Genomic DNA, 21,280 nt, shown 5'->3' on the forward strand with positions numbered 1-21,280 from the left:
GCATCCCCCTACTGAAACTGCGCAACAACGGTGGCTGAGGCTTCAAACTCACCTTCCTTAACGCTTCCCACGCCCGGCTTAGCCACCGGTGCGGCGGTGAGATTCCAGTCGCCCTGATTCTGGTAAAACCCCTTCACGTTGTAGAATTGATTGGGCACGACGGCGCCGCCGCTCTCGTCTTTAAGCATAATGCCGAGATCGTCGCGTTTTTGTCCGCCGCTTAACGTGCCGAGGAGATTACCGTTAAATCCCGCCGTGCCTGAGGCCGTGGTCGTTTGCACGCCAAGATTGATATTCAGCGCGCCCTGATCGAAGCTGCCGCCTTCACACACCACATGTATAGGGATTGGCTTGCTGTAGTTGGTGCCGTTGAGCTTTGTAGCGGATCCAGGCAGATCGCCAAACTCAATGCTGATTTTGTCTCCCCGATTGAAGGTGCATTTGTCCGGTACGGTAATCAGCCCGGATTTAATCACCACGCGGGAAATAGGCGTTGTCGGCGTAGGGCCAGCATCCCCCAGACGCCCGGCAACCTCCACCAGCGACTGGGAGGTAATATTGATGCCATTAATAATGGGTTTAGTGACAATAAACGTCACTTTCCCTTTTGAACCACTTTCTATGTTGGTAGCCCGTTCGTAGCCTTTGCGCTTTTTGCAGCTATGATCGTTGTAACGATTTGAAAAATTGGTAAAAGGCGCCTGAACGTAGTTGTTATAACGCCCGGCGACCCACACCTGTACTTCCACATCCAGATACTCGTTTAAACGAAAACGGTTCGCCCCCTGATTGGAAGGCGGCATCGTGGTCGTGGTGGTGTAGTAAATCGGTTGTCGGGAGATGTCAGCCTGTTCGCAGTGAAAATCCACTACATACCAACTGCCCAGATTCCACGGGAACGGCTCCGTTCTGCCGCCAACGTGGTTTTTGCTGACATCCAGCGAGTTCAGTTCAATATCGTACTGATGCGGCGATCCTCCCTGCGGCTCACCTTCCCCCTGTGTGAATGCCTGCCCGGCCAGCGGACAACCAGCCAGGGCCGTCCACAGTAGCGTGTTGCGCAATATGCTCATAGATACTCCAGCTTAAGTCTGACCAGGCCGTTAAATTCTCCGGCGGTCACCTCTGGACCAAAAGATTCCAGCGCGGCCAGAAAGTGGATCGCGTTATCGCCCGGTTTGAGGATCCACATGCGTTGCGGTTGGTTCAGGTGAAGCAACTGGTTGCGTTCGGTCAGTAACCGAATGCCCGCGCCGCGCACATCACCGCGAATACGACCCAGATCGCTGTTTTCCGGTGCGCCTTCAGCCATCAGCGTCATCGAAACGCCGCGTTCCACCGTGCTGTGCGCCAGCTCAGGCATTTCGCTGGTCTGTCCGGGGAAATCCCTTAAGGTGTGGCCGGAACCTTTTAAGCAGCCGTTCAGATACAGCGTAACCAGCACCGGCTCGCTGCGATCGCCGCCCTGGCGAAACCGACTGGCGGAAATATCACCAAGATTGATGGTCTGATCGCGTGAAGCCATATCCAGCACGCACGGCGAAACGTAGACCCGGCCATGAAAGCGGACGTTGCCATACTCGCCGGACACGTTGCTCATATCCTGGCGACCACTGGTAGCCTGAGCCTGGCAGGCCATACCCGCCATCAGCAGGGCGCAAAGCATCTTTTTCATTTACGATTCCTGTTACCGGGGCTGCTGCTCCATCGGCAATGCTTTACACACATTGCCTGTGCAGCTGAATTTCAGTTCGGGATGGCCGCCAAAATCGTTCACGTACATCATGCTGAACTGACTGACGCTGCCGTCGTTCACGCTGAAATCGAGAGAGGATTTTGGTGAAACCATAACGCCTGGGAAGTCGGTCAATCTGCCGCCGCCCTGCGTTTCTGGCTTGCGGCTTAAGCCGATTAAGGTGACAAAATAAGGCGTTGGGTTGTCCACACTCCAGCGCTGGCCCTGTTTGTGAAAGACCAGTTGGTTTTGCCACACGGCGCCAGGTGTTTCCGGCACGATAGCAGTCGGACGGTAGAACAATTTGATGCGCGACTGCATCGCCAGTTGCAGCACATTCGGCTTATCCGGCTTTGGCGGAATTTCACGAACGTTCAGGTAGAACAGGCTCTCGCGATCCTGGGGCAGAGCGTTAATCCCGCTGGTTTTCGTCACCCGGGCAATCCCCTTTTGCCCGCCGTTAATTCGTTGCAGCGGCGGTAAGACCATCAGCGGCGAAGTAATTTTTGTTCCGGTGGCGTCTTCCACCCACGACTGGGCCAGGAATGGAATGCTCGGACTGGTATTGGTTAAGTTCGCACTGACAGATCGCGCATCACCGGTGATGATCATGCGGGTACGGTCGAGCGCGATACCTGCCCATGAGGCGTTGATCTCTGCAATAAAAAGCAGGCCGCAGGCCACGGGTTTCAGCCAACGCTGCACGGAGTAAAAAGCTTGATTATTCATGACAAAATTCATTCAGGTTATTGAAATTATTCACAAGGCAACAGCACGTTACCTTCCGGGTTGATTTGTTGCGGCACCTGTAAGTGACACTGCGCACGGCCAGCCCAGGCAACAGAGAGACGCTCGGCTGGATTCACACCCGCAATCCAGGCCATGCCGTTTTCCATCACCATGGCGACGCTGACGCCGTTGGCGTTAAACACTTCGGCGCCAAACGGCGGTACCGAACCATCCTTCAGGCGCAGCAGCGCCATCATTTTTTGCCCCTGCGCCACGGCAAAACGCTGGTAGCCAATCGCCCCCTCCGTCAGGGTGTTGGTGATGATGGCTTTGGTCGCGGAAATGTCCTCGTCCATTGCGTCCACATCGATACGGGTATCAAAGCTGTGATAACTGACAACGTCCGGTACCACGGCAATACCGAAGCGGTTTGAGTGCGCCTGTTCGCCGTTCAGCGGCACATTCGCCACACCATCGGTATCAACCATCACCCTGGCAGTGTTCATTGACGCCTGGCTGTTGTGCAGCGCCGCGCCATGACGCGTCGCGGTAAAGCCGCCGCGCATCGTGCCGCCAACGGAGAAATAGCGTGATTGCTGCCAGCTGACGTTAGATTCCAGTTCCGCCATCATGCTGCGGTGCTTGTAATAACCATCAAACGCCGTGTGTCCTTCACCGGAAACCCCTGTGCGCAAACGCCATGGATTGTTACGGTCGCGGTTATCTGAATACGAAACCATCTGGCTGGTCTGGTTGCCGCTGTTCTGCAATTCATAATCCATAGAGCGGCCATCGCTCCATGGCACCGAAATTGAAAGCGAGAGGCTGTCGTCCCGTTTGCCCTGATACTCAGAGCGGTAAGCCGCAAGGTTGGCGCTGACGCCCTGAATGCCAGCGAACGAAAAACTGTGTCCCATCGATAACCCATAACGATCCTGCGAACCGCGATCCCAATAGTTCTGGTGGGTATAGGTCAGGTACAGCGTGGTCGCTAAATGCGGATCGTCGGCAAAGAAGGTTTTGTTGCCGGTGATGGTGTACATCTCTTTTTCGCTGCCAGCGCTATTGTTATTTTCATACTGCTCGTCGAGGAACTGCGAAAAAGTGCGGAAGTTACGCTGTGAGAAGCGGTAACCGGCAAAGGTGATGGCGCTGTTGTACTCATCAAAGGTTTTGGCATAGCTGAGCTTAAAGGACATCCCTTTTTGTTCATCCTGATGCTTCACACGACTCACGGATTGCGTCGCATCAGCCGACAGCGCACCCAGCCAGCTCAAATCCCGACCAATTCCCATCGACCAGGCGTTATAACGATCGCCAGTGAGCAACGCACCGCCGTACAGCGACCACGCATTGCTGACCCCCCAGGAGAAATCACCGCTATAAAACGCAGGCCCCTGAACATCATGGTTATAGCGCGATGGCTTACCGACCGCGGCGTTGTAGCGAACATAGCCCGGGCGCGTCAGGTAAGGTATATCAGCCGTATTAACCTGAAAGGTTTGTACGCTGCCATCCTGCTCTTCGACGCGAACATCCAGTGTGCCGCGTACCGAACCGTGCAGATCCTGAATGTTGAATGGCCCCGCAGGAACGGTAGTTTGATAGATAACACGGCCCTGCTGGCTGACGGTGACCTTCGCATTACTGCGGGCGATGCCGTGCACTTCGGGCGCGTAGCCCTGCAAATTCGGTGGCAGCATACGCTCGTCGCTGGCGAGGTTCGCCCCGGTGAAACGCACCGAATCAAAAACCTGAGAATTCAGATAGATTTCGCCGACCGTTAGTTTTGCAGCCTGCATCGGTAACGGGCGATAGGCATAAATCTGATCCCAGTCGATACGGCCACGATTATCATCCGAAGCGTAATTGGCCTGATACTGGCCGCGAAAACGCCACGCGCCGAGGTTAAAGCCTGTCTGCCCATAGCCGGACAGAGAGCGATAGCGATCCCCGCCCTGCTCGTAATGTGTGGCCTGGCCCGAGACGCTGTAGTCAAAAATCAGCCCCGCGACGCCGTTATCCCAGCGTTCTGGCGGCGTCCAGTCAGGATCGGTATATTTCATCCATGCCTGAGGCACGGTAATATCCAGCACGCCTGCGCTATTATTCAGCACCACACCCGGCAGACGGGAAATGTCATAGCAGGTCGCGCTAATCGGATGAATATAGGTTAGCGCCTCTTCCTTGAGCGCCAGTAATTCGAGTTGTTGCGGCGTCAGACACGCCATGGATTTATGCGGGTTGGCAGGATCAACGATATAACGGATCGACTGCTGAGGAATCTCCTGGCTGTTAATACGAACATCCAGCAGATATTCTCCGGGAGTCACAAAGTTGCCTTCGGAAAAACGCTGCAAATCGACATTGTGCCTGTCGCTGGCATCCAGCACGTCGGTATTAAATTCAATGGCCTCATCCGCTTCAACCAATGAAGAGGCACAGACCAGAGCAATAAAAAGCGCCAGACGTTTTTTATCTGTTTTCAGCGTGATCATTTTCGTTCGCAAACCTTCAGATACCCGAATTGCAGTGCAGCTCAGAGATAATTCACAACAAAATGCGTGACCGCAGTAAATTCGCCGGATGTCATTCTTCCGTCGCGCGAGATCAAATAAGCCGTAAAGTTGAGCGTGTTTTTTCCTGGGTTAAGCAGATAGTCCGGTGATGGCTTGCCCAGATGAATTTGCTGTCCTTTGCCGTCATATATTTCTATTGCTAAATTTTCAGTTTCCGATTGCACGCTCAGATAATCAGGATTGTCATTATCCGCTGCGCCGGAAAAGGTAATATTGGCGCGCTGGAACAGATTCCCGGGGTGTTGAGAATCCCCTAATGAACATCCCAGCAAATGAATGCTGAAATCATGCGCAGATACTTTTTCAGGTTTTCCGGAAATATCTCTGGCAGAGAGGTCATCAAATTCAACTAGTAGCGACCGGTCGCGTGGATCGACATAACAGGCAGCCTCAATAATATTTCCCCGCATGCGCATTTTGCCGGGCGTACTGACAAGACGATGGGTGTCAGCCAAAACCCATGCAGGCGATATGAAGATAAAAAGCAGTAAAATACGCCATCCAGGCATCACCGCATTTCCTTTCAGTTATTCGCAGGAAGGGTTAAGCAGGCGCATAATTGCGCCCGCAGCAGATCGTTACTGGTAGTCGATCTGGAAATTAACGGTGGATTCGAAATCACCCGGCGTTACCGCTGCAGATGCGTTGTTTGCCTGCAGGTAAGCGACGAAATCAATGTCGGTTTCGCCATCGGTAATGTTGACCTGAGAGGCCGCTTTGCCCCATTCCACGTCCTGGTTGCCACTGTCAACCATACCAATGCCCGCGCCCTTTGCAGTACCCGAGGTGAACGCAGCCAGCGCGTTGTTATCGGAATCAATTGTTGCCGGGGTATAGGTCACGGTAGCCGTTTTTGCAACGGTCGTATCACAGCCCTGCAGAACGATTTTGGCATGCTTAACGCCAGCACGTTGGTTGTCTTTTAACTGAGAAGTTGGGATTTCGCCAAAATTTACCTGCACCGGGCTGGATTCTGGGGCCAGACCGCACGCGGAATTAACCAGAGAACCAGTGAAGTGAATTTTACCGTTAGTCGGTTCAACATTTTTTGCAGCGAAAGCAGAAGATGCAGTAAAAGTCATTCCCGCCATCAGCGCACAGGCCACAGCCACGTTTTTCATTTTCATATTACTACTTAACCTTATATCTGTTTTTTGGTTATTCCGACGATCTATTTCCGCAAACAATTTATGCAAGGGAAACCCTGATCTGCAGGCGGCGGTAGTGCATATCCTTGCAAACAATCCATCTCAAGCCACCCCGTATTTTGAACTTCATTGGTATTCCATCCGAAATACCGTCCACAGGTGTTTACGCTGTTTCGGGGCTTATATTAAGTCGACGAAAAAATGACACAATGCAAAAATCCGGTATTAATCAAACTCAGGGAATCGTGTTGTAACACTGTCTGAGGACCGATCGTTTACCTAAAAAATCGCCATAAAACACGCAAAAGTCAGTGTTAATATCTATTATTAATGGTTTTTATAGAGTTTTTATCTATCAACTATTTTTTTATTTATGCCAAATAATGGGCAAAATGTATTTATGAAAGTTTTGTAAAAATGAAATTGGATATCAAAAGCGAGTAATGACAATAAGATAGTGAATGAGGGGAAGGAGATTGGTGGTGTCTATAAGAGATATTAAAGGATTGTTATATAAATATTAATAAAGCGATCTATGGTACAACCATTTTTTATAAATGAATTATGTTATGCTATTGCTTCCCCCACTCGAATGCGAGATATCCTGCTTTAAAGGAGACATCAGTGATTTCTCATATACCAATAAACAAAATTAAATCCGTAATTATTGGTGATGGCTTAGTTTTCAGACCACATAAAAATACCCTAAAAGACCTGGCATCTGGTGAAATGGCCACATTGAACAATGCGGCAACACAATTACTGCTCTATCTGTTGCAAAATGGTAAAGAGATATCCTCACGCGATGAAATTCTGCTGAATGTTTTCCAGCATAATGGCGCCAGAGCGACGGATGCGAATCTCAACCAGCACATTTCATTTCTGCGCAAAGCAATAACGTCTACGGGCCATCCTGCAGAACTCATCGTCACCATTCCGCGTATGGGATTTCGGATGGGCGACGCCAATATCAATATTCAGCTACTGGAAGAAGCACAAGCGCCTACCAGAATTGCCCATGTTGCATCGACGCCCAGCAAAAAGAAACGAAACCGGTGGCCTGTCGCGATAACAGCGTTAATTACCGGCATCGCCGTAGTAGCGACAGCGTGGTTAACATGGATACCCAATGAAATTGCCATGACGGACGCGGCGATCCTGCGAACAATTGACTACGAGCAATGCCGTGTACATATATTAGGAAACGCTCTCACTGACACCATAACCGAAAAAAAAGCGCTGGATATTTTCAAGTCCGTAGGTATCAACCCCGACTGTTCGCACCCAAAAGATCTGTACCTTAATACCTGGGCGAGCAACCATAATCTGGTTGAGTGGTCGTTTGCCGCTGAATGCGGGCTAAACCTCGGCTATTACCATTGCATCAGCCAGTATCGCCACCATGAGGAATGATATGAAGCAGGAAAGCGATCACTCTCCTTTACTATGGTCAGTCGTAATTGCCATTCTTGGGCTGGCGGCTATCGCTTTTTTTATTATTATCGGGAATGCGAAAAAACAAGAAATCAGTTTTTCCTGTTCTTCGGAATTCACGTCGATACTCGACATCCAAAATACCAAAAAGGAACTCCACGGAATAATGCTGATTACCAGCTACAACTCCGGGCACCTCTCATTGTCAGTACAAGGGAAACTCAAAAGTGATGACGGCGAGTTTGCTGTTAACCGTAAACTATTCTTTCGCTATGCCCGTCCGCTCGGCTATACCGCCGGCGTTTTTATGCTCACCCCCGACGGACGCGAAAAATCCCCGGATGATGAAGCAACGGATGCCATCGATTATCTTTTCTTCGACGCTTACGAACGTGCTGACAAGCTGTATATGCTAAAACACCTGAATGAGGAAACGGTTCTTATCGGCGATAACTTTTCACCCCGCTTCGCCTGCGTGATGAATCACTTCGCGGGTTGATCGCCTTCTGGATATGCGTCGGGTTAAGGATGACCTGATGTGTTGCCCGCCCGAAAGCACAGGCGCGGTCGATATAAGGCATGATAATGGAATTTTTTTGCGGGCTGAAACGACGAAAGCCTGAATCATTTCTGATTCAGGCTTTCTGAATAGTGGCGGAATGGACGGGACTCGAACCCGCGACCCCCTGCGTGACAGGCAGGTATTCTAACCAACTGAACTACCACTCCGCGTTGTGTTCCGCTTGGGAACGAAGCGAATATTACGGATTGCCTCGCACCTCGTCAACGCTTTTTCTCACGTTTTTAATCGTTTGCTGCAAAAATCGCCCAAATGGCCATTTTCCTACGGTAAACGTACAAACTATGCCCGCCAGAGGCAACTTCCGCCTTTCTTCTGCACCAGGTCAAGACGTGACTCATGAGCCGCTAACTCTTCATCAGTGGCAAAAACAACGCGTAGTTTGCTGGACGGTCTGACAATGCGCTGGATCCCCGTGTCATTCTGCTGCTGGCTATCACCTTCCATTGAAAACGCCATCGTGGTCTGCCCACCGGTCATCATCAGATAAACGTCGGCCAGAATCTGGGCATCGAGCAATGCGCCGTGCAGGGTTCGTTTACTGTTGTCTATCTCATAGCGCGAGCACAACGCATCAAGGCTGTTTCGCTTGCCAGGAAACATTTTCCTCGCCAGCGCCAGGCTATCGGTTATTTTGCAGAATTCGTTCGTCTTCGGAATATCCCGCCTGAGCTTAGCGAATTCGTAATCCATAAAGCCGATATCGAACGATGCGTTATGGATGACCAGTTCCGCGCCGCGAATGTAGTCGAGAAACTCATCGGCTACATCGGCAAACGTAGGTTTATCAAGCAGGAATTCGTCTGCGATTCCGTGTACGCCAAACGCTTCCGGATCCACCAGCCGATCCGGCTTCAGATAAACGTGGAAGTTATTTCCGGTCAGGCGGCGGTTGACCACTTCAACCGCACCGATCTCAATGATCTTGTGGCCTTCGTAGTGGGCGCCAATCTGGTTCATACCGGTGGTTTCGGTATCGAGGACGATCTGTCGTGTAATTCCAGTGCTCATAACGGTCATTTATGTCAGACTTATCGTTTGATTTCGATTTGCTAAAACAGGAAGTCTACCAGAGATGCTTAAACAGGTAGAAATTTTCACCGATGGTTCTTGCCTGGGAAATCCAGGGCCAGGTGGTTATGGGGCGATTTTACGCTATCGCGGGCGCGAAAAAACCTTTAGCGAAGGCTACAACCTCACCACCAATAATCGCATGGAGCTGATGGCGGCAATCGTTGCGCTGGAAGCGCTGAAAGAACAGTGTGAAGTGATACTCAGCACGGACAGCCAGTATGTGCGCCAGGGCATAACGCAGTGGATCCACAACTGGAAGAAGCGCGGCTGGAAAACAGCAGATAAAAAACCGGTGAAAAACGTCGATCTGTGGAAACGTCTTGATGCCGCATTGGGGCCGCATCAAATCAAATGGGAATGGGTTAAAGGCCATGCGGGCCATCCGGAAAACGAACGCTGCGATGAGCTTGCGCGCGCCGCAGCCATGCGTCCCTCTCAGGATGATATTGGATATCAGGCTGAGGCTTAAGCGTCCGGTTTACGGTATTGCCGGGTAGCGCCAACGGCCTGGCGGATAGGCGCTTTGCTTTTATTTTGTTTCATCGGATTGAGCGTAAGCGGAATGGTTCGCTTACGCGCAACCACCAGTTGCAAACAGCCCAGTGCAGGAATATGGGCGCTTAACATTTTCCCACCCTTCTTGTTCCAGGGCAGGACATGAAAACGGCTGTAATGCAGCACTTCAAAGTTCAGCAATGAGAGCCAGTCCAACTGGCGCATGAGGGTAAACATCCGGCTGTTATAGGGTGATGTCTTGCGCAATATGGGTACCAGCTTACGCAGTCCCATCAGGCTTAACGGGTTAAAGCCGCTCAAAATCAACCAACCGTCATCAATCAGCACGCGATCGGCTTCACGCAGTAGGCGATGCGGATCGGAACACCACGGTAGCGTATGCGCTAACAAACAGACATCTACGGACTTATCGGCAAAGGGAAGATGTAAAGGATCGGCCGTTACCTGTATGGGAGAGCCTTGCAAAGAAACATTTACCTGATGAGAAACCGCGCACGCTTCAGAATCGATTTCTGCGCTTAAATTACCAATCTTAAGCAGATGAAATCCGTACATTTTTGCAAACCACGGGTTAAGCTGATGCTCCAGCGCCTGACGATAGTGTTCGCCCCAGGGTAAATCACCCCAGCTAACGGGCGCTACGACAGTTTGAGGGATCCTTGCCGGTTTCATCACAACCTTCCGTTACGCATTGAGAGGTAATCTATGAATCTTAACAGTATTCCTGCATTTCAGGACAATTACATCTGGGTCCTGTCGAATAATGACAAACATTGTCTGATTGTGGACCCGGGTGAAGCAGCTCCCGTGCTGAAAGCCATTGCAGAACATAACTGGGTTCCCGAAGCCATTCTGCTGACCCACCATCATCAGGATCACGTGGGCGGCGTAAAAGAGCTACTGCAACATTTCCCACACATAGTGGTATACGGACCAGCTGAAACGCAAGATAAGGGAACGACGCATATAGTCGAAGATGGCGATATTGCACTCGTTTTGGGGCATGAATTTACGGTAATTGCCACTCCAGGTCACACTTTAGGACATATCTGTTACTTTAGTCAGCCTTATCTGTTTTGTGGCGACACGCTCTTTTCCGGAGGCTGCGGTCGGCTTTTTGAAGGCACCCCATCCCAAATGTATCAATCACTTAAAAAACTAAACTCACTTCCTGACGACACATTGATTTGTTGCGCACATGAATACACATTAGCAAATATGAAGTTTGCTTTAAGCATTCTGCCGCACGATTCGTTCATAAATGAATATTATCGTAAAGTTAATGAGTTACGCGTAAAAAAACAAATGACACTACCCGTAAATCTGAAAAATGAGCGACGAATTAATCTTTTTTTGAGAACAGAAGATGTTGATTTAATTGATGAAATCAACAAAGAAACAATATTGCAACAACCTGAAGAGCGTTTTGCCTGGTTAAGGTCAAAGAAAGATACGTTCTGACAATTCCGGGTTGCCTTTTGAAAACTTCGCCGTTATGATCGGTCGTCTTTTAAGCAACTATTGACACACACATGAAGGCAAAAGCGATATTACTCGCCTCTGTCCTGCTTGTTGGGTGCCAGAATACTGGTAACGTCCAACAACACGCACAGAGCCTTTCTGCAGCTGGTCAAGGGGAAGCAGGAAAGTTTACAAGTCAGGCGCGATGGATGGACGACGGAACATCTATCGCTGCTGATCAAGATTTGTGGGCTTTCATTGGTGACGAGCTAAAGATGGGAATTCCGGAAAACAACCGGATTCGCGAACAGAAACAGAAGTATTTACGCAATAAGAGCTATCTCCACGATGTAACTTTACGGGCAGAGCCGTATATGTACTGGATAGCCGGGCAGGTTAAGAAACGTAACATGCCAATGGAACTGGTACTACTACCCATAGTGGAGAGCGCTTTTGATCCTCACGCAACGTCTGGCGCCAATGCCGCAGGTATTTGGCAGATCATTCCGAGCACGGGGCGCAATTATGGTTTAAAACAGACCCGCAATTATGATGCACGTCGCGACGTTGTGGCTTCCACCACCGCCGCACTGGACATGATGCAGCGTCTGAACAAGATGTTTGATGGCGACTGGCTGCTGACCGTTGCTGCTTATAATAGCGGTGAAGGTCGTGTCATGAAGGCAATTAAAACGAACAAGGCCCGTGGAAAACCCACTGACTTCTGGTCGTTGCCATTGCCTCAGGAAACGAAGCTATACGTGCCCAAAATGCTGGCATTGAGCGATATACTCAAAAACAGCAAACGCTATGGCGTGCGTCTGCCAACAACAGACGAAAGCCGCGCGTTGGCGCGTGTTCGCCTGAGTAGCCCGGTTGAAATGGCTCAGGTTGCGGATATGGCGGGGATTTCCGTCAGCAAGCTGAAGACCTTCAATGCCGGCGTGAAAGGCTCCACGTTGGGTGCCAGCGGCCCGCAATATGTGATGGTGCCAAAGAAACATGCAGAGAAGCTGCGTGAGTCTCTGGCTTCAGGCGAAATTGCAGCCGTGCAGTCAACGCTGGTTGCGGATAACACGCCGCTGAACAGCCGTAGCTACAAAGTTCGCTCTGGCGATACGCTTTCTGGCGTCGCTTCACGTCTTGGCGTGAGCACCAATGACCTTAAGCAGTGGAATAATCTGCGCGGGTCGTCGCTGAAAGTGGGCCAGAATCTGACCGTGGGCGCAGGTACCAGCGCACAGCGTCTGGCGAACAACAGCGATAGCATCACCTATCGTGTGCGTAAAGGCGACTCGCTGTCGAGCATTGCCAAACGCCACGGGGTTAACATCAAGGATGTGATGCGCTGGAATAGTGATACGAATAATCTACAGCCTGGCGATCAGCTAACGTTGTTTGTGAAAAACAACGACATGCCAGACTCCTGATAGCATTGTAGAAATGAAGGCACTGGTTTCCCCCCAGTGCCTTTTTTATTTATCCCGCTTTATGTGCCTCAACCATTATCGTGTCGCTGGTAAATGAGCCATCCTCCTGTAACGCAAAGTAGGCTTTCACTTGTGCAGAAGCACTTTGTTGATATACGCGAATCGCGTCGCTCAACGCTGCAGGCGTGCGCATCCGCGCCACCCACGAACTGTACTCCAGCGCCAGACGATCGGTTAACACAGTATCGGCAATCAGGTTAGCGTCGTTGATTAACGACAGCCACTCTCCGCTGGAATAGTTGCGTACGTGTGAGGTATCGCGTAACGCTTCTACAGTTTGCAACCAGATATCACGCACAGGATGGCCCGGCGACATCACATCCATCACAATCAGCACACCGCCGGGCTTCAGAATGCGGTTCACTTCCCGCAGGGCGCGACCGACATCATGCCAGTGATGCGCAGAATAACGGCTAATCACCACGTCAAATTCGTTATCTTCAAATGGCAGACTTTCGGCATATCCCTGCCGCGTGGCGATATTATCCAGACCTCTGCCTTTTGCCGCCTCAGCGACCACCTCAAGCATTTGCGAGGATAAATCATACGCCACTACCTGCTTTACGTGTTGCGCGGCCACAAAGCTGGCATGCCCCGCTCCGCATCCCATATCCAAAACGTGGGCTCGCGGAAATGCCGACAACCTTTCCCCCAGACGTTGCAAGTCACGGCCAGAGGCGTGCACCGCACTGGTTAAGTAGGCATTCGCCTGAGAGCCAAACTGTTTTTCGACATTGTCATGGTGAGAGCGTGTTGTCATTGTGTTGTCCTTCGGTTGTTGTGAAATAGGAAGGGCAACCATCACAGGCCTGCCCTACGGCAGACCTGACACACCGTTATTGTTCAGGTTTGCCGGGACTGAATTCAACGAGTAGCGGGTTGTGGTCAGAGGCGCGGGTGACCAGCACAGAGGCTTCACTCACGTTCAGACCGCGATAGAACACAAAGTCGAGAGGACGACCAAACGCGCGGCGGCGCTGATCGTCGGTAAAGCGCACCTGGCGCAGCGACATTTCACGCGCAAAGCGGTACAGCGCATTCATCCGTCGGCGGCTCCAGGCATTAAAATCACCGGCCATGATCACCGGACCGCTGTGATGAGCAATCTGATCGCCAATGGGAAGTAACTGCTTACTATAAACATCAACGCCAAGGCTAAAGTTAACCGCGTGGATATTCACCACCATTAATAACCGAGAGTCAGGCAGCGGATACACCGTTACCAGAGCCGATTTCGCCAGCCGTAAAATAGGCTCACGCTCGCGCAATGGACAACAGTAAACAGGATGGGCAGCAGAGAGCGTCATGACGCCAGAGGGATGCTGAGGCAACACAAAGGCGGGAACCTGGTCGGCAGCAAGATAGTTAGCGGTCGCAAACTGCACCAGTTCAGGCGTGGTTTGTGCTTCCTGCAATAACACCAGATGCGCGTCTTTGCCAAAATTCTTCAGCACCGACTGCCATTCTGCGCGCTGCTGTTTAAAAATATTCCATACCAGCACGCGAATGCGATCTTCACTGCTTAACGGTACGCCTGCAGGTAATGCCTGGCCAATATGCGCAAACGACCCCGGCGGTAAAATCCGCTCGGCGGGTTGTCCGGCAACATAACGCATGGCATAGGTGTTTTTTCGCACTTTAGACTTTCAAACCTCTGTAACGTCAACCAGTCCGCAGCCGGACTGGTTCTTCTGTTATAGGGATTTTAGCACTCACTTTCAACGAACAATTGCAGTTTGTTTTGTAAGTGGGCGCTTACATCAGTGATTTACCCCAGAGCAACGCGCGTGGGCTTATCAAGACGACCACTGAGCCCCATCAGCAGGAAAGCCACCAGAACAATGAGTGCACCAATCCACGGTGTCTGCGCCAAACCATAATGCTCGACCGTTTGTCCGCCAATCACTGAACCCAGTGCAATACCGATGTTAAACGCCGCAATGTTCAGCCCTGACGCCACATCAACAGCATTAGGCGTAAATTGTTCCGCTTTCTGTACCACGTAGACCTGTAGCCCCGGTACGTTACCAAAGGCAAAGATCCCCATAACCAGAATGGTAGCCAGCGCGGCGTACTGCGTGGAGGCTGTCACCTGAAAGACCATCAATAGAACAAACAGCGCGGCGAAAATGAATTTCAACGCCGGAACCGCACCATGCTTATCCGCCAACTTACCGCCCCAGATATTGCCGATAGCGACTGATACACCGTAACCCAGTAAGATCCAGCTTACTGCTGCCGGGGAGAATCCCGCCAGATCCTGCATCATCGGTGCCAGAAAGGTAAATGCAGTAAACACGCCGCCGTAGCCCAGCGCCGTAACGGCGTAAATCAGCAACAGACGAGGATGAGTCAGCACCTTCACCTGGTCGCGAATGCTGGCGGCAGCCCGACCGGGAATGTTAGCCGGGATCAGTAGCTGGCTACTAATCAGCGCAATCACACCTAACATTGATACTGCCAGGAAGGTCTCACGCCAGCCAAAGTGCTGACCGATAAACGTACCCAGCGGTACACCGGTTACCAGCGCCACCGTTAAGCCGCCGAACATAATGGCGATGGCGGAAGCCGCTTTCTCTTTTGGCACCAGACTTGTCGCGATAGTAGAGCCAATCGAGAAGAATACGCCGTGTGCCAGCCCAGTCAGCAGACGAGCGACAATGAGTGTCATATACCCGGGTGCCTGCCATGCCAGCAAATTCCCCGCCGTAAACAGAACCATCAGCGCAACCAGCAACTGTTTGCGTGGCAGGCTGCCAGTCAGAGCGGTCAGTACCGGTGCACCAATCGCCACACCCAGCGCATAGATTGAAACCAGCATCCCGGCGGAAGGTAACGAGATCGCCAGTTGTTGAGCGATGGTCGGCACCAGGCCAACAATCACAAACTCAGTCGTGCCTATAGCGAAGGCACTTATTGTTAGTGCAAATAAAGCGAGAGGCATAAATAACTCCGTAACATCAGTAATCAGATGACACGCAGTATGCCGGGATGCTTTAATAACAAAAATATTCAAAATCTCAATATAATTTTGCGTCAGGTGCAAAAATGAAGGCAACCTCAGAAGAACTTGCGATTTTTGTGGCCGTTGTGGAAAGCGGCAGCTTCAGTCGGGCGGCAGAACAGCTCGGTCAGGCTAATTCCGCGGTCAGTCGGGCGGTAAAAAAGCTGGAGATGAAGCTGGGCGTAAGTCTGCTTAATCGCACGACCCGACAACTGAGCCTCACTGAAGAAGGAGAGCGTTACTTCAGGCGTGTGCAGCAGATACTGCAAGAGATGGCAGCAGCAGAAACAGAAATCATGGAGTCACGCAATACCCCGCGCGGTCTGCTGCGTATTGATGCGGCAACGCCGGTAATGCTGCATTTCCTGATGCCGTTGATCAAACCGTTCCGTGAGCGGTATCCCGAGATGACATTGTCTCTTGTCTCCTCAGAAACGTTCATCAATCTTATTGAACGAAAAGTGGATGTCGCGATACGAGCAGGTACGCTGACTGACTCGAGTCTGCGTGCACGTCCGTTATTTACCAGCTATCGTAAGATTATCGCTTCACCGGACTATATTGCCCGTTTTGGCAAGCCAGAGACCGTCGAACAGTTAAAACAGCATCTGTGTCTGGGATTTTCTGAACCCGTTTCACTCAATACCTGGCCGATTGCCTGTAGTGACGGACAGCTCCATGAGGTCGAGTGTGGGATTTCTTCCAACAGTGGGGAAACGTTAAAACAGCTTTGTCTGAGTGGTAACGGTATCGCATGTCTTTCAGATTATATGATTGATAAAGAGATCGCGCAGGGAGAACTGGTGGAACTGCTGGCGGATAAGCGTCTGCCAGTAGAAATGCCTTTCAGCGCCGTTTACTACAGCGATCGTGCGGTCAGTACACGTATTAGGGCATTTATAGATTTTTTAAGTGAATATATAAGAACAGCTCCCGAAGGAGCTGTGAAAGAGGGTTAAAGAGTACAAAGGATTGGGCAATTAATCCCAGGCAGGAGCGAGGCCTTCCGGGCTAACCAGGCGATCGTTGCAATCCAGTACCGCGATCGCTTTTTTATCTTCGGCATCCAGATGCAGGTCCTGCGCCAGCAGGTTGCTTGCCAGATTTTCACGCCTGGTAGATGAAGGGATAACGGAGTAACCTTCATCCATTGCCCATGCCAGAATAACCTGCGCCGGGGTTGCGTTATGCTTAGCGGCAATGCGCGCAATCACTTCATCTTTCAGTGCCTTACCGTAAGCCAGCGTCATGTAAGAGGTGATGTGGATACCGTGCGCCTTCGCCCAGTCGACCACATTACGGCTCTGCAGATACGGAGACAGCTCAATCTGGTTGGTCGCGATATTGTCTGCGCCTACTGCGGCAATGGCTTTTTCCATCAACGGAATGGTGAAGTTTGAGATACCAATTTCACGAGTCAACCCCTGGTGTTTGGCTTCAAGCAGCGCCTGCATGAACTCCTCAACAGATACCGCATCGCCCGGAGATGGCCAGTGGATCAGCGTCAGATCGACATAATCTGTACGCAGTTTCTTCAGGCTTTCTTTCAGGCTTGGGATCAATTTGTCTTGGCTAAGATTTTCAATCCAGATCTTGGTGGTGATATACAGCTCGTTACGCGGTACGCCGCTTTCAGCAATCGCCTGACCAACAGCCGCTTCATTATCATAGATTTGCGCAGTGTCGACAGCACGGTAGCCCAGCTCTAGCGCCGTTTTAACGGAAGCGATAACTACGTCGTCTTTCAGGCGGAAAGTACCTAAACCGAATGCAGGGATAGTCATAGAATTCCTCTTTTTAATCACTATGTTCGTTAACTAAGAGGATTATGACCCTCAGTTCTTTATAGAAAAAGAGTGATGAATGCAGAGGATTTTTGCGGATTCAGCAATAATTAAATGCAGGCAAAGAAAAAGCCCTGAGCTAATGCTCAGGGCTCTTAATAAGTGGCGGAACGGACGGGACTCGAACCCGCGACCCCCTGCGTGACAGGCAGGTATTCTAACCAACTGAACTACCGCTCCACCGAATTTCTTTGTCACTACCCGGATTCTTCATCCCGGTTTACTGCAATTTGATGCCTGGCAGTTCCCTACTCTCGCATGGGGAGACCCCACACTACCATCGGCGCTACGGCGTTTCACTTCTGAGTTCGGCATGGGGTCAGGTGGGACCACCGCGCTACAGCCGCCAGGCAAATTCTGTTTATCAACACACCTCTTGGGCATGTCGATGTAATCTGTATCAGGCTGAAAATATCTTCTCAAATCCGCCAAAACATCTTCGGCGTTGTAAGGTTAAGCCTCACGGTTCATTAGTATCGGTTAGCTCAATGTATCGCTACACTTACACACCCGACCTATCAACGTCATAGTCTTTAACGTTCCTTCAGGAGACTTAAAGTCTCAGGGAGAACTCATCTCGGGGCAAGTTTCGTGCTTAGATGCTTTCAGCACTTATCTCTTCCGCATTTAGCTACCGGGCAATGCCATTGGCATGACAACCCGAACACCAGTGATGCGTCCACTCCGGTCCTCTCGTACTAGGAGCAGCCCCCCTCAATTCTCCAGCGCCCACGGCAGATAGGGACCGAACTGTCTCACGACGTTCTAAACCCAGCTCGCGTACCACTTTAAATGGCGAACAGCCATACCCTTGGGACCTACTTCAGCCCCAGGATGTGATGAGCCGACATCGAGGTGCCAAACACCGCCGTCGATATGAACTCTTGGGCGGTATCAGCCTGTTATCCCCGGAGTACCTTTTATCCGTTGAGCGATGGCCCTTCCATTCAGAACCACCGGATCACTAAGACCTGCTTTCGCACCTGCTCGAGCCGTCACTCTCGCAGTCAAGCTAGCTTATGCCTTTGCACTAACCTCCTGATGTCCGACCAGGATTAGCTAACCTTCGTGCTCCTCCGTTACTCTTTAGGAGGAGACCGCCCCAGTCAAACTACCCACCAGACACTGTCCGCAACCCGGGTAACGGGTCTACGTTAGAACACCAGCCATTAAAGGGTGGTATTTCAAGGTTGGCTCCACGCAGACTGGCGTCCACGCTTCAAAGCCTCCCACCTATCCTACACATCAAGGACCAGTGTTCAGTGTCAAGCTATAGTAAAGGTTCACGGGGTCTTTCCGTCTTGCCGCGGGTACACTGCATCTTCACAGCGAGTTCAATTTCACTGAGTCTCGGGTGGAGACAGCCTGGCCATCATTACGCCATTCGTGCAGGTCGGAACTTACCCGACAAGGAATTTCGCTACCTTAGGACCGTTATAGTTACGGCCGCCGTTTACCGGGGCTTCGATCAAGAGCTTCTCCTTACGGATAACCCCATCAATTAACCTTCCGGCACCGGGCAGGCGTCACACCGTATACGTCCACTTTCGTGTTTGCACAGTGCTGTGTTTTTAATAAACAGTTGCAGCCAGCTGGTATCTTCGACTGATTTCAGCTCCATGAGCAAGTCACTTCACCTACCATCAGCGTGCCTTCTCCCGAAGTTACGGCACCATTTTGCCTAGTTCCTTCACCCGAGTTCTCTCAAGCGCCTTGGTATTCTCTACCTGACCACCTGTGTCGGTTTGGGGTACGATTTCGTGTTACCTGATGCTTAGAGGCTTTTCCTGGAAGCAGGGCATTTGTTACTTCAGCACCGTAGTGCCTCGTCATCACACCTCAGCGTTAATAAGGTACCGGATTTACCTGGAACCTCCGCCTACATGCTTAAACCGGGACAACCGTCGCCCGGCTAACATAGCCTTCTCCGTCCCCCCTTCGCAGTAACACCAAGTACAGGAATATTAACCTGTTTCCCATCGACTACGCCTTTCGGCCTCGCCTTAGGGGTCGACTCACCCTGCCCCGATTAACGTTGGACAGGAACCCTTGGTCTTCCGGCGTGCGGGTTTTTCACCCGCATTATCGTTACTTATGTCAGCATTCGCACTTCTGATACCTCCAGCATGCCTCACGACACACCTTCAACGGCTTACAGAACGCTCCCCTACCCAACAACACATAGTGTCGCTGCCGCAGCTTCGGTGCATGGTTTAGCCCCGTTACATCTTCCGCGCAGGCCGACTCGACCAGTGAGCTATTACGCTTTCTTTAAATGATGGCTGCTTCTAAGCCAACATCCTGGCTGTCTGTGCCTTCCCACATCGTTTCCCACTTAACCATGACTTTGGGACCTTAGCTGGCGGTCTGGGTTGTTTCCCTCTTCACGACGGACGTTAGCACCCGCCGTGTGTCTCCCGTGATAACATTCTTCGGTATTCGCAGTTTGCATCGGGTTGGTAAGTCGGGATGACCCCCTAGCCGAAACAGTGCTCTACCCCCGAAGATGAATTCACGAGGCGCTACCTAAATAGCTTTCGGGGAGAACCAGCTATCTCCCGGTTTGATTGGCCTTTCACCCCCAGCCACAAGTCATCCGCTAATTTTTCAACATTAGTCGGTTCGGTCCTCCAGTTAGTGTTACCCAACCTTCAACCTGCCCATGGCTAGATCACCGGGTTTCGGGTCTATACCCTGCAACTTAACGCCCAGTTAAGACTCGGTTTCCCTTCGGCTCCCCTATTCGGTTAACCTTGCTACAGAATATAAGTCGCTGACCCATTATACAAAAGGTACGCAGTCACCCCATAAAGAGGCTCCCACTGCTTGTACGTACACGGTTTCAGGTTCTTTTTCACTCCCCTCGCCGGGGTTCTTTTCGCCTTTCCCTCACGGTACTGGTTCACTATCGGTCAGTCAGGAGTATTTAGCCTTGGAGGATGGTCCCCCCATATTCAGACAGGATACCACGTGTCCCGCCCTACTCTTCGAGTTCACAACATATGCACTTTTGTGTACGGGGCTATCACCCTGTATCGCCGGACTTTCCAGACCGTTCCACTAACACACATGCTGATTCAGACTCTGGGCTGCTCCCCGTTCGCTCGCCGCTACTGGGGGAATCTCGGTTGATTTCTTTTCCTCGGGGTACTTAGATGTTTCAGTTCCCCCGGTTCGCTTCATTACGCTATGTATTCACGCAATGATAGTGTGACGGATCACACTGGGTTTCCCCATTCGGAAATCGCCGGTTATAACGGTTCATATCACCTTACCGACGCTTATCGCAGATTAGCACGTCCTTCATCGCCTCTGACTGCCAGGGCATCCACCGTGTACGCTTAGTCGCTTAACCTCACAACCCGAAGATGTTTCACTTCTGATTGCGAAAATTTGAGAGACTCGAACACACCGCTTATCTGTTCTTATTACGGAGAACAGACACAGTGTGTCGTTTCAATTTTCAGCTTGATCCAGATTTTTAAAGAGCAAATATCTCAAACATGACTCGGAAGTCAGTTTTGAGATATTAAGGTCGGCGACTTTCACTCACACATACCAGCAAGTGGCGTCCCCTAGGGGATTCGAACCCCTGTTACCGCCGTGAAAGGGCGGTGTCCTGGGCCTCTAGACGAAGGGGACACTGAAGTCTCAATCGCAAGACGCCTTGCTATTTACTTTTCATC

General features: G+C 51.1%; 18 protein-coding genes, 3 tRNA genes and 2 rRNA genes. 6 read left to right on the forward strand and 17 right to left on the reverse strand.

Going from position 1 to position 21,280, the window contains the following annotated elements:
- Positions 1-8: 8 nt before the first annotated feature.
- From WHR59_RS18980 to WHR59_RS19005, 6 genes are all read right to left on the reverse strand, one after another.
- Positions 9-1,073 carry a fimbrial protein gene (locus WHR59_RS18980; RefSeq protein WP_043015232.1) on the reverse strand — a complete coding sequence of 355 codons (1,065 nt, stop codon included), beginning with the start codon at positions 1,071-1,073 and terminating at the stop codon, positions 9-11.
- Entirely contained in the window at positions 1,070-1,675 is a 606-nt protein-coding gene (locus tag WHR59_RS18985) for a fimbrial protein (protein ID WP_043015231.1), read from the reverse strand. Before WHR59_RS18985 ends, WHR59_RS18980 begins: the two co-directional genes overlap by 4 nt.
- A 12-nt stretch (positions 1,676-1,687) precedes the next feature.
- Positions 1,688-2,464, reverse strand: a complete 777-nt coding sequence (locus WHR59_RS18990) for a fimbrial biogenesis chaperone (protein WP_043015230.1) — start codon at positions 2,462-2,464, stop codon at positions 1,688-1,690.
- 26 nt (positions 2,465-2,490) lie between these two features.
- On the reverse strand, positions 2,491-4,962 hold the full coding sequence (locus WHR59_RS18995; RefSeq protein ID WP_047406040.1) for a fimbria/pilus outer membrane usher protein: 2,472 nt from the start codon (positions 4,960-4,962) through the stop codon (positions 2,491-2,493).
- Positions 4,963-5,003: 41 nt separating this feature from the next.
- Positions 5,004-5,552 (reverse strand): fimbrial protein, encoded by a 549-nt coding sequence (locus WHR59_RS19000; RefSeq protein WP_043015228.1) that lies wholly within the window; start codon positions 5,550-5,552, stop codon positions 5,004-5,006.
- Positions 5,553-5,621: 69 nt separating this feature from the next.
- Complete coding sequence (locus tag WHR59_RS19005) at positions 5,622-6,170, reverse strand: fimbrial protein (protein ID WP_006685982.1); 549 nt, start codon at positions 6,168-6,170, stop codon at positions 5,622-5,624.
- 750 nt (positions 6,171-6,920) lie between these two features.
- Between WHR59_RS19005 and WHR59_RS19010 the strand changes: the two genes are divergently transcribed.
- Positions 6,921-7,604: a winged helix-turn-helix domain-containing protein gene (locus WHR59_RS19010; RefSeq protein WP_223306669.1), complete on the forward strand. Its 684-nt coding sequence runs from the start codon at positions 6,921-6,923 to the stop codon at positions 7,602-7,604.
- A gap of 1 nt (position 7,605) precedes the next feature.
- Complete coding sequence (locus tag WHR59_RS19015) at positions 7,606-8,124, forward strand: hypothetical protein (RefSeq protein WP_075145170.1); 519 nt, start codon at positions 7,606-7,608, stop codon at positions 8,122-8,124.
- Positions 8,125-8,277: 153 nt separating this feature from the next.
- Here the strand turns inward: WHR59_RS19015 and WHR59_RS19020 are convergent.
- Positions 8,278-8,354 (reverse strand) — tRNA-Asp (locus WHR59_RS19020).
- A gap of 133 nt (positions 8,355-8,487) precedes the next feature.
- Entirely contained in the window at positions 8,488-9,216 is a 729-nt protein-coding gene (dnaQ, locus tag WHR59_RS19025; protein WP_087051711.1) for a DNA polymerase III subunit epsilon, read from the reverse strand.
- A 64-nt stretch (positions 9,217-9,280) separates the two neighbouring features.
- Here dnaQ and rnhA point away from each other — a divergent pair, with 64 nt between their 5' ends.
- Positions 9,281-9,748 carry a ribonuclease HI gene (rnhA, locus tag WHR59_RS19030; RefSeq protein ID WP_043015224.1) on the forward strand — a complete coding sequence of 156 codons (468 nt, stop codon included), beginning with the start codon at positions 9,281-9,283 and terminating at the stop codon, positions 9,746-9,748.
- Here rnhA and WHR59_RS19035 read toward each other — a convergent pair.
- Positions 9,745-10,467: a class I SAM-dependent methyltransferase gene (locus WHR59_RS19035; protein WP_043015223.1), complete on the reverse strand. Its 723-nt coding sequence runs from the start codon at positions 10,465-10,467 to the stop codon at positions 9,745-9,747. The genes rnhA and WHR59_RS19035 overlap by 4 nt on opposite strands.
- A gap of 33 nt (positions 10,468-10,500) precedes the next feature.
- On the opposite strand from WHR59_RS19035, the gene gloB reads away from it, so the two are divergent.
- The gene (gene gloB / locus WHR59_RS19040) at positions 10,501-11,256 is read left to right on the forward strand and encodes a hydroxyacylglutathione hydrolase (protein WP_213732575.1); all 756 of its coding nucleotides are present in this window, start codon (positions 10,501-10,503) and stop codon (positions 11,254-11,256) included.
- A 71-nt stretch (positions 11,257-11,327) separates the two neighbouring features.
- Positions 11,328-12,686, forward strand: a complete 1,359-nt coding sequence (gene mltD, locus WHR59_RS19045; protein WP_043015221.1) for a murein transglycosylase D — start codon at positions 11,328-11,330, stop codon at positions 12,684-12,686.
- A 49-nt stretch (positions 12,687-12,735) separates the two neighbouring features.
- On the opposite strand, the gene WHR59_RS19050 is transcribed toward mltD, so the two are convergent.
- The 3 genes from WHR59_RS19050 to WHR59_RS19060 form a co-directional block, all read right to left on the reverse strand.
- Positions 12,736-13,506 (reverse strand): class I SAM-dependent methyltransferase, encoded by a 771-nt coding sequence (locus WHR59_RS19050; RefSeq protein ID WP_075145172.1) that lies wholly within the window; start codon positions 13,504-13,506, stop codon positions 12,736-12,738.
- 76 nt (positions 13,507-13,582) lie between these two features.
- Positions 13,583-14,383: an endonuclease/exonuclease/phosphatase family protein gene (locus tag WHR59_RS19055; RefSeq protein WP_008783770.1), complete on the reverse strand. Its 801-nt coding sequence runs from the start codon at positions 14,381-14,383 to the stop codon at positions 13,583-13,585.
- A 131-nt stretch (positions 14,384-14,514) separates the two neighbouring features.
- Positions 14,515-15,690: an MFS transporter gene (locus WHR59_RS19060; protein WP_043017844.1), complete on the reverse strand. Its 1,176-nt coding sequence runs from the start codon at positions 15,688-15,690 to the stop codon at positions 14,515-14,517.
- Positions 15,691-15,794: 104 nt separating this feature from the next.
- On the opposite strand from WHR59_RS19060, the gene yafC reads away from it, so the two are divergent.
- On the forward strand, positions 15,795-16,709 hold the full coding sequence (yafC, locus tag WHR59_RS19065; protein WP_043015219.1) for a DNA-binding transcriptional regulator YafC: 915 nt from the start codon (positions 15,795-15,797) through the stop codon (positions 16,707-16,709).
- A gap of 21 nt (positions 16,710-16,730) precedes the next feature.
- On the opposite strand, the gene dkgB is transcribed toward yafC, so the two are convergent.
- From dkgB to WHR59_RS19090, 5 genes are all read right to left on the reverse strand, one after another.
- Positions 16,731-17,534 carry a 2,5-didehydrogluconate reductase DkgB gene (gene dkgB / locus WHR59_RS19070; protein ID WP_075145174.1) on the reverse strand — a complete coding sequence of 268 codons (804 nt, stop codon included), beginning with the start codon at positions 17,532-17,534 and terminating at the stop codon, positions 16,731-16,733.
- Between the two features lie 163 nt (positions 17,535-17,697).
- Positions 17,698-17,774, reverse strand: a tRNA-Asp gene (locus tag WHR59_RS19075).
- 55 nt (positions 17,775-17,829) lie between these two features.
- Positions 17,830-17,945, reverse strand: a 5S ribosomal RNA gene (gene rrf / locus WHR59_RS19080).
- A gap of 98 nt (positions 17,946-18,043) precedes the next feature.
- Positions 18,044-20,949 (reverse strand): 23S ribosomal RNA (locus WHR59_RS19085).
- Positions 20,950-21,160: 211 nt separating this feature from the next.
- Positions 21,161-21,236: transfer RNA gene (locus WHR59_RS19090), tRNA-Glu, on the reverse strand.
- Positions 21,237-21,280: the final 44 nt, after the last annotated feature.

The sequence above is a fragment of the Citrobacter europaeus genome, assembly GCF_037482245.1.
In the GTDB taxonomy this organism is placed as follows: Bacteria; Pseudomonadota; Gammaproteobacteria; order Enterobacterales; family Enterobacteriaceae; genus Citrobacter; species Citrobacter europaeus.

Excerpts from the sequence above, each read along its gene's own strand:
- WHR59_RS18980 (WP_043015232.1), bottom strand. The coding sequence starts at position 1,073 with ATGAGCATATTGCGCAACACGCTACTGTGGACGGCCCTGGCTGGTTGT.
- WHR59_RS18985 (WP_043015231.1), bottom strand. The coding sequence starts at position 1,675 with ATGAAAAAGATGCTTTGCGCCCTGCTGATGGCGGGTATGGCCTGCCAG.
- WHR59_RS18990 (WP_043015230.1), bottom strand. The coding sequence starts at position 2,464 with ATGAATAATCAAGCTTTTTACTCCGTGCAGCGTTGGCTGAAACCCGTG.
- WHR59_RS18995 (WP_047406040.1), bottom strand. The coding sequence starts at position 4,962 with ATGATCACGCTGAAAACAGATAAAAAACGTCTGGCGCTTTTTATTGCT.
- WHR59_RS19000 (WP_043015228.1), bottom strand. The coding sequence starts at position 5,552 with ATGCCTGGATGGCGTATTTTACTGCTTTTTATCTTCATATCGCCTGCA.
- WHR59_RS19005 (WP_006685982.1), bottom strand. The coding sequence starts at position 6,170 with ATGAAAATGAAAAACGTGGCTGTGGCCTGTGCGCTGATGGCGGGAATG.
- WHR59_RS19010 (WP_223306669.1), top strand. The coding sequence starts at position 6,921 with ATGGCCACATTGAACAATGCGGCAACACAATTACTGCTCTATCTGTTG.
- WHR59_RS19015 (WP_075145170.1), top strand. The coding sequence starts at position 7,606 with ATGAAGCAGGAAAGCGATCACTCTCCTTTACTATGGTCAGTCGTAATT.
- dnaQ (WP_087051711.1), bottom strand. The coding sequence starts at position 9,216 with ATGAGCACTGGAATTACACGACAGATCGTCCTCGATACCGAAACCACC.
- rnhA (WP_043015224.1), top strand. The coding sequence starts at position 9,281 with ATGCTTAAACAGGTAGAAATTTTCACCGATGGTTCTTGCCTGGGAAAT.
- WHR59_RS19035 (WP_043015223.1), bottom strand. The coding sequence starts at position 10,467 with ATGAAACCGGCAAGGATCCCTCAAACTGTCGTAGCGCCCGTTAGCTGG.
- gloB (WP_213732575.1), top strand. The coding sequence starts at position 10,501 with ATGAATCTTAACAGTATTCCTGCATTTCAGGACAATTACATCTGGGTC.
- mltD (WP_043015221.1), top strand. The coding sequence starts at position 11,328 with ATGAAGGCAAAAGCGATATTACTCGCCTCTGTCCTGCTTGTTGGGTGC.
- WHR59_RS19050 (WP_075145172.1), bottom strand. The coding sequence starts at position 13,506 with ATGACAACACGCTCTCACCATGACAATGTCGAAAAACAGTTTGGCTCT.
- WHR59_RS19060 (WP_043017844.1), bottom strand. The coding sequence starts at position 15,690 with ATGCCTCTCGCTTTATTTGCACTAACAATAAGTGCCTTCGCTATAGGC.
- yafC (WP_043015219.1), top strand. The coding sequence starts at position 15,795 with ATGAAGGCAACCTCAGAAGAACTTGCGATTTTTGTGGCCGTTGTGGAA.
- dkgB (WP_075145174.1), bottom strand. The coding sequence starts at position 17,534 with ATGACTATCCCTGCATTCGGTTTAGGTACTTTCCGCCTGAAAGACGAC.